This is a genomic window from Stakelama marina (assembly GCF_018122655.1).
GTDB classification, from domain to species: domain Bacteria; phylum Pseudomonadota; class Alphaproteobacteria; order Sphingomonadales; family Sphingomonadaceae; genus Sphingomonas; species Sphingomonas marina.
On the sequence record NZ_JAGRQC010000001.1, the window covers coordinates 1,183,044 to 1,196,467 of the forward strand.

Here is a 13,424-nt window from a genome sequence, read left to right on the forward strand (position 1 = left end):
GTTAACGCGAGTTACCCGAGGCGTTTGAAGGGATTGCCGTAGGTATGAAGCATTTTGTCATTGCAGCGGCCACCACCGGCATTCTGCTTGCCGCCCCCGCGCACGCCGATGTGAAGGACGGCGTCGAGGCCTGGCAGCGCGGCGATTATGCTGCGGCAGTGGCCGAATGGCGCGGCCCCGCCGAACAGGGCGATGCCGATGCCCAGTTCAACCTCGCCCAGGCGTACAAGCTGGGCCGCGGCGTTCCCGCCGATCTGAATACGGCGGAGGAATGGTACCGCAAGGCCGCACTGCAAGGGCACGAACAGGCCGAGGACAATTACGGGCTGGCGCTGTTCCAGAACGGCAAACATGCCGATGCGCTGCCATGGCTGGAAAAGTCGGCCGCGCGGGGCGAACCGCGCGCCGAATATGTTCTGGGAACGATGTATTTCAACGGCAAGGCGGTGCCCAAGGACTGGGTCCGCGCCTATGCACTGATGACGCGCGCCTCCGATGGCGGCTTGCCGCAGGCTTCGCAGACGCGCACGCGGATGGACCAGTATGTCTCGCTGGACGACCGGCAAAAGGCCACCGATCTCGCGCATGAGTTCGAACGCACGGGCAAGATGCCCGAAAGCGTCGCTCCATCCGCTACCGCGAATATCCCTCCCGCGGCGACGGTGGCGGAGACCGCACTGCCAGAACACCCGAAACCTGCACCGGCTACAAAGCCGACGCCGCCCAGGACTGCGCATCCGCAAGTGACCGATGGCGGCTGGCGCGTGCAGCTCGGCGCCTTCGGACAGGCCGGCAATGCCCGCTCGCTATGGAAGGATTTCGGCTCGCGCATCGCGATGTTCGCTGGCCGCGAGCCATATTTCGTGTCCGCCGGTAAGCTCACCCGCCTTCAGGTCGGCCCCTTCGCCTCCCGCGCGGAGGCTGCACGCGCCTGTCAGCAGGTCAAGGCCAAGGGAAAACCCTGCCTGCCCGTCCGCAAATGACGCAGCACGCCTTAATCGGTTACCCAATGCGCGCGAGCGATGCCCTGAGCATATAGAAGCGCGCTGAGATTACCGTGATCGATCCGCGCTCCGGCGGCGGCGGCAACGACGGGCTTGGCGTGATAGGCGACGCCCAGTCCCGCGCGGCGGATCATCGCAAGATCGTTGGCGCCGTCGCCAACCGCCAGCGTCGCCTCTGCCGGAAGCGCCAGCTCCGCCATCGTCTGGTCGAGCGTGCTTTCCTTGGTCGAGGAATCGACGATCGGCTTGGCCACCGTGCCGGTCAGTGCCTCGTCCTCGATCAGAAGTTCGTTGGCGACCACGCGGGCGAACCCGATCTCCTGCCCGACCGGATCGGCAAAGCGCGTAAACCCTCCGGAAACGAGCACGGCATGACCGCCGCGCGCGCGCATCGTGCGGACCAGTTCGCGCGCGCCGGGGGTAATCCGCACGCGTTCGGCAAGACAGCGATCGATCGCCGATGCCTCCAGCCCCTTCAGCAGTGCCACCCGCGCATCAAGCGCCTCGGCGAAGTCGAGCTCGCCGCGCATCGCGCGCTCGGTGACGCTCGCAATCTCCGCCTTGATCCCGGCATAATCGGCGAGTTCGTCGATGCATTCGACGGTAATCATCGTCGAATCCATGTCCGCGATCAGCAGCTTCTTCTCGCGCCCTTCGGCCGGCTGCACCACGACATCGACGCCGTCAAATGCGCCTTCGAGCCCCACGCGAGCCTCACTCGCGCCCAGGCCGAACGCGATGTCGGCAGCCTGGCCTTCGTCGATCCAGCCCCAGGCGCCGGGCGCACAGCCCGCATTGGCGAGCCGATCCGACGCCGCCGAAATATCGCCCGCGCTTAGCGTTCCGTCTGCTATCAGCGTCGCGATGAACATGGCGCTCCCTTCCAATCTGCCGAAGCTCGCGCTCATCGCAGGGCCGACCGCCAGCGGCAAGTCCGCATTGGCGGTGGCGCTCGCGGAACGTCACAACGGCACCGTCATCAACGCCGATTCCGCGCAGGTATATCGCGACCTCCGCGTCCTTTCCGCGCGCCCGAGCATGGAGGAAGAAGCGCGCGCGCCGCACCGCCTGTTCGGCCATGTCGACGGTCCCGAATCCTATTCGGCCGCGCGCTGGGCGGGTGAAGCAAAGGCCGCGATCGCCGAAGCGCACGAGACCGGACGATTACCCATCCTGGTCGGCGGCACGGGAATGTATCTTCGCACGTTGCTCGACGGAATTGCGCCCATTCCCGAAATCGCCCCCGATGTACGAAACGCGGTCCGCGCGCTTCCCGTCGCCGAATCCTACGCGATGCTCGAACGGGCCGATCCACAGGCCGCCAGCCGGTTGCGGCCAACCGACACCACGCGCGTCGCCCGCGCGCTCGAGGTTGTTCAAAGCACCGGAGTGCCGATCGAAGAATGGCAAAAGCGGCGCGAAGGCGGGATCGGCGGCAGCGTTGCGCTGATGCCGGTCGTACTTCTCCCCGACCGCGCATGGCTGTTCGAACGCTGCGACCGCCGTTTCGGCGCGATGGTTCGGGCGGGCGCGCTGGACGAGGTGCGCGCGCTGCTCGCGCGCCGCGACATCCCCGCATCGGCCCCGGTGCGATGCGCCATCGGCGTCGAAGCGCTGGCAAAGGCCGAACGCGGCGAGTGCGACCTCGACACCGCGATCGAGGCGGCGCGGACCGACACGAGGCGCTATGCGAAACGGCAATATACCTGGTTCCGCAACCAGCCACCCGCGACATGGACACGCACTGACGAGACACAAACGAACGATCTGATGAGTTATTTTGAAAGATATTTTCTCTAGCATCGGTTGACGCACAGTTTTTTGACCGGTAGCAGCGCGCCTTCAGTCATCATGTTGCGCGCAAGGCAGCGAAGGAGACACGACGTGACCGAGAAGAGCGGAGCAGACATTCTGGTCGAGGCGCTGTGCGATCTCGGCGTGGAGGTCGTGTTCGGCTATCCCGGTGGCGCGGTCCTACCGATCTATGATGCGCTGTTCCGGTCGAAGCGGATCCGCCACGTCCTCGTGCGGCACGAACAGGCGGCAACGCACGCGGCCGAAGGCTATGCTCGTTCGACCGGCAAGCCAGGCGTCGTGCTCGTCACCTCGGGTCCGGGCGCCACCAATGCCGTGACGGGCATCACCGACGCGCTGATGGATTCGATCCCGATGGTCGTCATCACCGGGCAGGTGCCGACCCCGTTGATCGGCACCGACGCCTTTCAGGAAGCCGACACCGTCGGCATCACGCGGCACTGCACCAAGCATAATTATCTGGTGAAGGACCCGGCGCGGCTGGGCGGCGTGCTGCACGAAGCGTTTCATATCGCGACCTCCGGGCGCCCCGGCCCCGTCGTCGTCGATATTCCGAAGGACGTGCAGGTAGCAACCGCGCGCTATCAGAAGCCCGGCCCCATCCAGCACAAGACCTATCGTCCGCAGGTCAAGGCCGACCAGCAGACGATCGAGGCCGCGGTCGAGATGATCGCGGCGGCAGAACGGCCCGTCTTCTACACCGGCGGCGGCATCATCAATTCGGGGCCCGAAGCGAGCCAGTTGCTGCGCGAGCTGGTACGGATCACCGGCGCCCCGGTGACATCGACGCTGATGGGGCTCGGCGCCCTGCCCGCCTCGTCGAAGCAATGGCTCGGCATGCTCGGCATGCACGGCACGTTCGAAGCCAATATGGCGATGAACAAGGCCGACCTGATTGTGGCGCTCGGTGCGCGGTTCGACGACCGCGTGACCGGCAGGCTCGACGCCTTCGCCCCGCATGCGAAGAAAATCCATGTCGATATCGACCGGTCGAGCGTGAACAAGAATGTCCGCGTCGATCTGCCCGTCATCGCCGATGTGGGTCGCGCGATCGAGGACATGACCCGTGTCTGGAAGGCACATCAGCATCCCAAGCCCGACTTGTCCGAATGGTGGCGGCGGATCGAGGGCTGGCGCGCGGCGCAATGCCTCGACTTTCCCGAGGACGGAGAGGGCATCATGCCGCAGCGCGCGATCCGTGCGCTGTACGAAGCGACGAAGGGCGAGGCTCCGATCATCACCACCGAAGTCGGGCAGCACCAGATGTGGGCGGCGCAGCATTTCGGCTTCGAAGCGCCCAACAAATGGCTGACTTCGGGCGGCCTCGGCACGATGGGATATGGCCTGCCCGCCGCGATCGGCGCGCAGCTTGGCAATCCCAAGGCGCTGGTTATCGACATTGCCGGTGAAGCATCGATCCAGATGAACATCCAGGAACTGGCGACCGCGACGCAATACCGGCTGCCGGTAAAGGTCTTCATCCTCAACAACCAGTATATGGGCATGGTCCGCCAGTGGCAGGAACTGACCTATTCGAGCCGCTATGCCGAAAGCTATTCGGAGAGCCTACCCGATTTCGTGAAGCTGGCCGAGGCCTATGGCTGGAAGGGCATCCGTATCGAAGGGCGCGACCAGCTCGAGGCCGGGATAGCCGACATGCTCGCGCATGACGGGCCGGTGCTGGTCGACTGCGTCGTCGAACAGCTCGCCAACTGTTTCCCGATGATCCCTTCCGGCGCCGCGCATACCGAGATGATCCTGCAGGCGAACGAGGTGTCGGGCGAAATGGACGACGAAGCGAAGGCGCTGGTGTAATGACCTGTCCCGATCCTTCACCATTCGCTTCGATCGCAGCCGAGAAGCGTATCCCGGCATCAACGTGTCTCGACTTCGCTCGACACGAACGGGGCGTTTAATATGCACATCAAGGAAGAAGCGATCGAGCGTCACACGCTAGCGGTCATCGTCGATAACGAACCGGGCATTCTCGCGCGGATCGCGGGCATGTTCACCGCGCGCGGATACAATATCGAAAGCCTGACGGTGACCGATATTTCCGAAGACGATCTCGTCAGCCGGATCACCATCGTCACCTCGGCCAGCCCGCATGTGATGGAACAGATCATCGCCCAGCTCGACCGGCTGGTGCCCGTTCACAAGGTCAGCGACCTGACCGCGCTGGGCGAACATGTCGAGCGCGAACTGGCGCTGGTAAAGGTCGCCGGAAAGGGCGAACACCGCATCGAGGCGCTGCGCCTCGCCGATGTCTACCGCGCGCGCGTGGTCGATGCGACGATCGAGAGCTTCGTTTTCGAAGTGACCGGCGGCAGCGAAAAGATCGACAAGTTCGTCGAACTGATGCGCGAGGTCGGGCTGGTCGAAGTCGCGCGTACCGGCGTCGTCGCCATTTCCCGTGGGAAAGAGGCGGCTTAAGGATATCCATCAACGTCCCGTCACCCCGGCCACAGAGCCGGGGTCCCGCTTCATCTTGATCGCGGGAAGGCAGCGGGCCCCCGGATCAAGTCCGGGGTGACGAAGAAAGGAAGAGAAGCACAACATGCGTGTCTATTACGATCGCGATGCCGACCTGAACCTGGTGACGGGCAAGAAGATCGCCATCATCGGCTATGGCAGCCAGGGCCATGCCCATGCGCAAAACCTGCGCGATTCGGGCGTGAAGGACGTCGCGGTAGCGCTTCGCGAGGGATCGGCGACCGCCAAAAAGGCAGAGGACGCCGGTTTCAAGGTCATCACCCCGGCCGAAGCGGCGGAATGGGCCGACATCATCATGATGCTCGCCCCCGACGAGCATCAGGCGGCGATCTGGGACGCGCATCTGAAAGGCCGGATGAAGCCGGGCAGCGCGATCGCCTTCGCGCACGGCCTCAACGTTCATTTCGGGCTGATCGAGCCCGAAGAGGATATTGACGTCGTCATGATCGCACCAAAGGGCCCGGGTCATACGGTTCGCAGCGAATACAAGCGCGGCGGCGGCGTTCCCTGCCTGATGGCGGTCGAGAACGACGCCAGCGGCAACGCGCACGACCTGTGTCTTGCCTATGCCTCCGCCATCGGCGGCGGGCGTTCGGGCATCATCGAGACCAATTTCCGCGAGGAATGCGAAACCGACCTGTTCGGCGAGCAGGCGGTGCTGTGCGGCGGTCTCACCCACCTCATCACCGCCGGTTTCGAAACGCTGGTCGAGGCCGGCTACGCGCCTGAAATGGCGTATTTCGAATGCCTCCACGAAGTAAAGCTGATCGTCGATCTGATGTATGAAGGCGGCATCGCCAACATGCGCTATTCGATCTCGAACACCGCCGAATATGGCGACATCACCACCGGCCCGCGGATCATCACCGACGAGACCAAGGCGGAGATGAAGCGCGTACTCGCCGACATTCAGGGCGGGCGGTTCGTGAAAAACTTCGTCCTCGACAACCGCGCCGGTCAGCCCGAACTCAAGGCAAGCCGCAAGGCGGCGGCGGCACACCAGATCGAGCAGGTCGGCAGCGAGTTGCGCGCGATGATGCCGTGGATCGGCGCCAACAAGCTGGTCGACAAGGACAAGAACTGAACCGCACCGTTTCGTACAACGCGGTTTACAGCCGGGCGGCAGCGGGTCACGCTTCCGCCCGGTTTTCATATCTGGGGATGTTCGTGATGCGCCGTGCCGTTTTCGCTCTTGCCCTCGCCCTGACTGCCGCTCCCGTCCTCGCCCAGTCGACGCCCGATCATCTATCGGGTGCCGGTCAGGCCAGCGACGTAACGCCCGGCACCTATCTGGTCGAGCCGAACCACACACAGGTGGCGTTCAGCGTCAGCCATATGGGGATTACGCCGTTCGCTGGGACGTTTTCCGAAGCCCGCGGCAGTATGACGCTCGATCCTGCCGACCTGTCAAAAACGCAGCTCGACGTCACCATTCCGATCGCCAGCGTCCAGACGACCAGCGCGAAGCTCGACGGCGAATTGAAGAGCGCCGATTGGTTCGACGCCGCCAAATATCCCGAAGCCAAATTTCACGCGACAGATGTGCAAAGGACTGGTGACGACACTGCCCGAATAACCGGCAACCTTACGCTGCATGGCGTAACGCAACCGATCACCATCGGCGCGAAATTCTTCGGCACCGCGCCCAATCCGTTGAACAAGAAGGTCGGCATCGGCTTTCTCGGCCGCGCCGTCATCAAGCGATCCGATTTCGGCATCGACAAATATGTACCGCTCGTCTCCGACGAAACGGTGCTGATCTTCAACGCCGCGTTCGACGCGGAATAATCGACGTTCGCGGTCAGGCCGCGTTGCGCACGCTCGCAAAGCCTTCGAACGTCGCACGGACATTGGGCGATGCGGAGCGGACCATTTCACCAACTCGCGCGATGAAGCCGGCGCTGTCGGCCCCCGGCTGGCGGTGCGCCATGTCCCAGTCGCCGAATTCGCGCTGTTCTATCGTGCGCCTTGAAAGGATCACGATGGCGCGGTGGCGGCTGTCTTCGCCGATCCGCGCGACCGCTGCCTCTACCGCTTCCTTCGGCCCCTCAAGCACCTGCAGGAACCGGTTGCAGTCGCTGTAGAGCAGCCCCGTCAGGCCGTCGCGGCGATTGTTCCGGCGCGATACGTCCAGAATATCGGCAACATCGACCGCGCTCACATGGCGCGTGGCGGTGCTGACATAGACGATCTGCAACATGGTCGGTCCTTCTGCGTGATTCCCGACGACTCATAGCTTTCAAGGCGTTAAGCAAATCTCTACTGCGCGAGAAGGCTTTTTCTGGACAAGAACGGTCGTCTTTGCCATGGAGCGCGCATGATGATTACGTCGACCTCGACGCTGCTACGACTTATCCGCCCTTAGGACGGATGCGGCGACGCACGCCTGTCCTAAGGGAGAGCGCCGACCGACCCTGACAGCTTCGCCGCGCACAACCGACGAAGTCCCCGTTTCGAGAGACATCATCATGCTTCGCAATCCTTCCGTGAAATACAGGCCGTTCCCGCAGGTCGACCTGCCAGACCGGCAATGGCCCAACCGCACGATCACCACGCCGCCGCGCTGGCTTTCGACCGATATGCGCGACGGTAATCAGGCGCTCATCGACCCGATGAATGCGGAGAAGAAAGAACGTTTCTTCGACCTGCTTGTGAAGGTCGGCATCAAGGAAATCGAGGTCGGTTTCCCCTCCGCCGGGGCGACCGAGTTCGATTTCATCTCTGGCCTCGTAAAGGCGCACCGCATCCCCGACGACGTGATGGTCCAGGTCCTCACCCAGTCACGCCGCGACCTGATCGAGACGAGCTTCGAAAGTCTGCGCGGAGCTAAGCAAGCGATCGTCCATCTCTACAATGCCGTGTCGCCGGCGTGGCGCCGCATCGTGTTCGACATGAGCCGCGATCAGGTTCGCGACATCGCGGTCACCGGCGCCAAGATCCTGCGCGACGAAGCGGCGAAGCAGCCCGACACCGACTGGCATTTCGAATACAGCCCAGAGACCTTTTCGACCGCCGAACTCGATTTTTCGGTGGAGGTCTGCGCGGCGGTGATGGATGTGCTCCGCCCCACGCCCCAGCGCCCGCTGATCCTCAATCTGCCGGCGACGGTCGAGGCGGCGACGCCCAATATCTATGCCGACCAGATCGAATGGTTCTGCCGCAACGTGCCGAACCGCGACAGCGTCGTCATCAGCCTGCACACGCACAACGACCGCGGCACCGGCGTCGCGGCGTCCGAACTCGGCCTGCTCGCCGGCGCCGACCGTGTCGAGGGCTGCCTGTTCGGCAATGGCGAGCGCACCGGCAATGTCGATCTCGTGACGCTGGCGCTCAACATGTACACCCAAGGCGTCAATCCGGGGCTCGACTTCTCCGATATCGACAGCGTCATCGGGACGGTCGAATATTGCAACCAGCTTCCGGTCCACCCGCGCCATCCGTACGCGGGCGACCTCGTCTTCACCGCCTTTTCGGGTAGCCATCAGGACGCGATCAAGAAAGGCTTCGCCGCTCAGGAGGCGCGCAACGACGAACAGTGGGACGTACCCTATCTGCCGATTGATCCCGCCGATCTCGGCCGCAATTACGAAGCGGTAATCCGCGTCAATTCGCAGTCGGGCAAGGGCGGCGTCGCCTGGGTGCTCCAGCAGGACAAGGGGCTGAAGCTGCCCAAGCGATTGCAGGCGCATTTCAGCCGCCACGTCCAGCATCTCGCCGACGAGACCAGCCGCGAACTCAACGCCGCCGACATCTGGGATGCGTTTTCCAAGGCCTACCGTCTCGAGGGCGAGCAGCCGATCGAGCTGGTCGACTGGGACGAGCGCCGCACAGCGACCGGCGAGCGCATCTTCACCGGCACCGTCGACGTCGCCGGCGATCAGATGCGCCTCAGCGGACGCGGCAACGGCCTGATCTCGTCGGTGCTCGGCGCGCTGCAGGATGCGCAGGGCATCGCGCTCGAGGTGCAGAACTACAGCGAGCACGCCATCGGCCAGGGCTCGAACGCCCGCGCCGCCGCCTATGTCGAGACCACCGACGCCGATGGCCGCACCCATTGGGGCGTCGGCATCGACGAAGACGTCGCAACGGCGAGCGTGCGCGCGGTGCTGTCGGCGGCCAATTCGGCGCGCGCGCTCTAGCGGGTTATTCGAACCCCATCAGGGCGAGCACTTCCTTGCGGCTGCGTTCATCGTCGCGGAATGCGCCCATCATGCGGCTGGTAGTCATGGTGACGCCCGGCGTGCGGACGCCGCGCGCGGTCATGCAGGCGTGCGTCGCCTCGATCACCACCGCGACGCCGCGCGGCTTGAGATGCTCCCAGATGCAATCGGCGACCTGTGCGGTCAGCCGCTCCTGTACCTGCAACCGCCGCGCATAGCCGTGCAGCACGCGGGCGAGCTTTGAAATGCCGACGACCCAGTTGTCGGGCAGATAGGCGATGTGCGCCTTGCCGATGATCGGCGCCATGTGGTGTTCGCAATGCGACTGGAAAGGGATGTCCTTCAACAGCACGATCTCGTCATAGCCGCCCACTTCCTCGAAGATCCGCGACAGGTGATGCGACGGGTCCTCTTCATAGCCCTGGCAATATTCCTTCCATGCGCGTGCGACGCGTTTGGGTGTGTCGACAAGCCCTTCGCGAGTCGGGTCGTCGCCGGCCCAGCGCAACAGCGTCCGGACCGCCTCGGCCACATCATCGGGTACCGGAATCTTGCCGCTCGAACGTACAGTATCCCCATCGTCCGGGCTGGCGTCGTAATCGGTCGTCAAAAATTTTCTCCAAGCTTATTCACCACATGACGCTACGGAAAGCGCCCGAAGTCCGGCAATTGATGCCGAAATAACACGCAATCGCCGCATAATCGCGCGCGGATCGCGGAAATCTGCGCCGTTATCCCGTTGACGCGCTAGAATCTCCAGCGTTAGTTTCGAAATGTTGGTACGAATTGGTGAACCGGCAAAAGATCGGCGCCAATTTCGACTCAGGAGGGGAATAGCATGAAGAAGTTCGATCTGCTCGCCGCCACTGCTCTGACCATGCTGGCGGTGGCGCCAGCGCATGCGCAAACCGCCGACGATACGAGCCAGTCGACGACGGATCAGAACACCGGCCAGACGACCACCGATACGACCGACACCCAGCAGACCAGCAATCTGGAGGGGTCCGGTTTTGGCGACATCGTCGTCACCGCGCAGCGGCAGGCGCAGCGCCTTCAGGACGTTCCCATCGCCGTCACCGCCTTCACCTCTAAGGCGCTCGAAGAGCAGCAGATCGTCAACACCAGTTCGTTGCAGCAAACGCTGCCGAACGTGACCTTCACCAAGGGCAACTTCACCAGTTCGAGCTTCACCATCCGCGGCATCGGCGACCTGTGCGTTGGCGTGACCTGCGACTCCGCGACCGCGATCCATGTCAACGACATGCCGCTGCTGTCGACGCGGCTGTTCGAAACCGAATTCTATGACCTGGAACGCGTCGAAGTGCTGCGCGGCCCGCAGGGCACGCTGTTCGGGCGCAACGCGACGTCGGGTGTGGTCAACTTCATCACCGCCAAGCCCGATCTTTCGGGCATCCACGCCGCCGGCGAATTCGAATATGGCAATTTCGATTCGAAAAAAGCCAAGGCGATGTTCAACCTGCCGATCACCGATACGGTGGGCGTGCGCGTGGCGGGCCTCTATCTGAAGCGCGACGGCTATACGCGCAATCTGTACGACAACAGCCGTATCGACGGCCGCGACATCTATTCGGTGCGCGGGACGCTGTCCTGGGAGCCGACGTCCGATACGCGGCTCGACCTGATCGGCTATTATTTCCATGAAAAGGACGACCGGTCGCGCATCCAGAAGCAGCTTTGCCACCGCGATCCGACCGGCATTCTGGGCTGCGCCCCCGATACGCTTCGCAACGAAACGACCAACGGCCTTTCCACGCTTGCCGCTGTGCTCAGTTCGAACGAACTCTTTGCGCTGCAAAATCCCGCGCTGGCGCCGTTCGGCCTGCAAAGCCTCTTCAACCCCGCCGCCGATCCGTATCTGGGCGTCGTCAACCCGGCCGATGTTCGCACGGTCAACATCGACTTCAACCCGACCTATTATGCCGAGGAAGAGCAATATACCGCCAAGTTCTTCCACGATTTCGGACCGGTTTCGCTGAACCTAACCGGTGGCTACGCCCGTAACTCGGTCGATAGCCGAACGGACTATAATCTGGCGGTGGAAAAATCGCTGGTCGGCAATCAGGGTCTGACCAACCTCTATAATTACAGCCACGCAGTCCCGGCCTACGGGTTTCTCCAGCCCGTCGCCGACATCCTGATGCCGAACGGCCCCGGCGGTCCGTTTTGCCAGTCGGACGCCGATCCCAACGATGTCGGTGTCTATGGCGGCAATGCGATCGGCTGTTACAATGAAAGCCTGGATTTCGACCGGTCGCGCATTTCGACGCGGCAATATTCGATCGAGGGGCATATCGACAGCGCGTTCGACGGCCCGTTCAACTTCCTGCTCGGCGCGATCTATTTCGACTCGAAGAGCCGCCACAACGACTATTTCGTGAACGCCTTCGGCCTCGATTACGGCGCCGGCGTGCTGGGATCGGCTGCTTCTGCCGCGATCCCGGGCGTGAATGGAAACACCTTCCTCGCCACACCGTTCTACCGCAACGATTCGGACACGTTTCGTCTGAAATCATATGGTATTTTCGGCGAAACCTATTTCGACTTCAGCAACAAGCTGAAGCTGACGCTCGGCCTGCGCTGGAACCACGACCAGAAATATGTCAAGGCGCGCAACCTGACGCTCGACGTACTGACCCCGCTCGGCGCCAGCGACATCACCCAGGGCCTGAACTATTCGTCGACCGACTTCGACTCGGCGACACCGGGCGTCCAGAGCTACGCTGTCAACAACGTCTCGTTCGGCCGGCTGACGGGTCGCGCGGTGCTCGATTATCAGATCACGCCCGACAATCTGCTCTATGCGTCCTATTCGCGGGGCTATAAATCGGGCGGCATCAACCCGCCGCTGCCCGCGAATTTCGACGTGCCGCGGACCTTCGAGCCGGAAAGCGTCAACGCATTCGAAATCGGCTCGAAGAACACCTTCGGCAACGGTGCGCTTAGGCTCAACCTCACCGCCTTCTACTATCAGTACAAGAATCTGCAGCTCAGCCGGATCGTCGCGCGCACGTCGGTCAACGACAATGTCGATGCCGATATCTACGGTCTGGAAGCCGAAGCGGTCGTTTCTCCGATCCCCGCATTCGTTGTGAACATGAATGCCAGCTACCTGCACACCAAGGTCACGACCGACAAATATCTCGCCAATCCGCGCGATCCGTCCGGCGGACGTTCGGATGCGGTCATCATCAAGGACATCACCAACGCCTCGAACTGCGCGGTCGGTTCGGGCGGTGCCGGTGCGGCGGCGACGAATGCCTTTGTTGGCGCAGTCAATCAGGTGTTGGGGGCTGGTTTGGGCGATCCGAACGCCTTCCCTGCGCCGCAACCGGTGCCGGGAACAAGCACCACCGGCGCCTATTCGGTTTGCGGTTATCTGCAGGCGGCAGCCGCCGGAGCGCTGGCGTCGCTCGGTGAAAACGCAGCACAGTCGGCGCAACTCGCAGCAGCGCAGGCGCAGATCAACGCTGCCTTCACGGGAAGCCCGACAGGCACGCTGCCCTTCACCTATTATGGCAGCGGCGTTCCGGTGAACATTCGCGGCAATCAGTTGCCGCAGGCGCCGACCTACAAGTTTGCCGTGGGTGCGCAGTACACGATCGACTTCGACAATGGCATGTCGCTCGTGCCGCGCGTCGATCTCAACTATACCGGCAACGCCTATGCCAGCATTTTCAACATGAATGTCGACCGGATGCAGGGCTATGAAGTCGTCAACGCGCAGGTCCAGTTCAACGGCCCGGACGACCGCTGGTATATTCGCGGCTTCGTTCAGAATCTGACCGACAACGATGCGACCACCGGTCAGTATGTCACCGACCAGTCGTCGGGCCTGTATACCAACATCTTCACGATCGAACCGCGCCGCTACGGCATTGCCGCCGGCTTCAAGTTCTGATCCGAACCCCAATGCGCAGGAGGCCCGCGGAGC

Annotated in this window: 11 protein-coding genes; 8 read left to right on the forward strand and 3 right to left on the reverse strand. The window is 63.0% G+C overall.

The genetic code is table 11. From position 1 onward, the window contains the following. The first annotated feature begins 44 nt into the window (after nucleotides 1–44). Nucleotides 45–983: an SPOR domain-containing protein gene (locus J7S20_RS05670; RefSeq protein ID WP_284053240.1), complete on the forward strand. Its 939-nt coding sequence runs from the start codon at nucleotides 45–47 to the stop codon at nucleotides 981–983. Nucleotides 984–994: 11 nt separating this feature from the next. On the opposite strand, the gene serB is transcribed toward J7S20_RS05670, so the two are convergent. Then, nucleotides 995–1,876 (reverse strand): phosphoserine phosphatase SerB, encoded by an 882-nt coding sequence (gene serB / locus J7S20_RS05675; protein WP_284053241.1) that lies wholly within the window; start codon nucleotides 1,874–1,876, stop codon nucleotides 995–997. Here serB and miaA point away from each other — a divergent pair. From miaA to J7S20_RS05700, 5 genes are all read left to right on the forward strand, one after another. Next, on the forward strand, nucleotides 1,875–2,804 hold the full coding sequence (gene miaA, locus J7S20_RS05680) for a tRNA (adenosine(37)-N6)-dimethylallyltransferase MiaA (protein ID WP_284053242.1): 930 nt from the start codon (nucleotides 1,875–1,877) through the stop codon (nucleotides 2,802–2,804). The two genes, serB and miaA, sit on opposite strands and share 2 nt — an antisense overlap. 51 nt (nucleotides 2,805–2,855) lie before the next feature. After that, a complete protein-coding gene (locus J7S20_RS05685; RefSeq protein ID WP_284053243.1) occupies nucleotides 2,856–4,634 on the forward strand; it encodes an acetolactate synthase 3 large subunit in 1,779 nt (592 codons plus the stop codon). Between the two features lie 102 nt (nucleotides 4,635–4,736). After that, nucleotides 4,737–5,252 carry an acetolactate synthase small subunit gene (ilvN, locus tag J7S20_RS05690; RefSeq protein ID WP_284053244.1) on the forward strand — a complete coding sequence of 172 codons (516 nt, stop codon included), beginning with the start codon at nucleotides 4,737–4,739 and terminating at the stop codon, nucleotides 5,250–5,252. 124 nt (nucleotides 5,253–5,376) lie between these two features. Next, entirely contained in the window at nucleotides 5,377–6,396 is a 1,020-nt protein-coding gene (gene ilvC, locus J7S20_RS05695; protein WP_284053245.1) for a ketol-acid reductoisomerase, read from the forward strand. Nucleotides 6,397–6,482: 86 nt separating this feature from the next. Continuing rightward, on the forward strand, nucleotides 6,483–7,100 hold the full coding sequence (locus J7S20_RS05700; protein WP_284053246.1) for a YceI family protein: 618 nt from the start codon (nucleotides 6,483–6,485) through the stop codon (nucleotides 7,098–7,100). 13 nt (nucleotides 7,101–7,113) lie between these two features. On the opposite strand, the gene J7S20_RS05705 is transcribed toward J7S20_RS05700, so the two are convergent. After that, nucleotides 7,114–7,512, reverse strand: coding sequence for a BLUF domain-containing protein (locus J7S20_RS05705; RefSeq protein WP_284053247.1), 399 nt, complete (start codon nucleotides 7,510–7,512; stop codon nucleotides 7,114–7,116). A gap of 268 nt (nucleotides 7,513–7,780) precedes the next feature. Between J7S20_RS05705 and leuA the strand changes: the two genes are divergently transcribed. Further along, a complete protein-coding gene (gene leuA, locus J7S20_RS05710) occupies nucleotides 7,781–9,451 on the forward strand; it encodes a 2-isopropylmalate synthase (RefSeq protein ID WP_284053248.1) in 1,671 nt (556 codons plus the stop codon). 4 nt (nucleotides 9,452–9,455) lie between these two features. Here leuA and folE read toward each other — a convergent pair whose 3' ends face one another. Then, nucleotides 9,456–10,082: a GTP cyclohydrolase I FolE gene (gene folE, locus J7S20_RS05715; RefSeq protein ID WP_284053249.1), complete on the reverse strand. Its 627-nt coding sequence runs from the start codon at nucleotides 10,080–10,082 to the stop codon at nucleotides 9,456–9,458. Between the two features lie 228 nt (nucleotides 10,083–10,310). Here folE and J7S20_RS05720 point away from each other — a divergent pair, with 228 nt between their 5' ends. Further along, on the forward strand, nucleotides 10,311–13,391 hold the full coding sequence (locus tag J7S20_RS05720) for a TonB-dependent receptor (RefSeq protein WP_284053250.1): 3,081 nt from the start codon (nucleotides 10,311–10,313) through the stop codon (nucleotides 13,389–13,391). Nucleotides 13,392–13,424 lie beyond the last annotated feature (33 nt).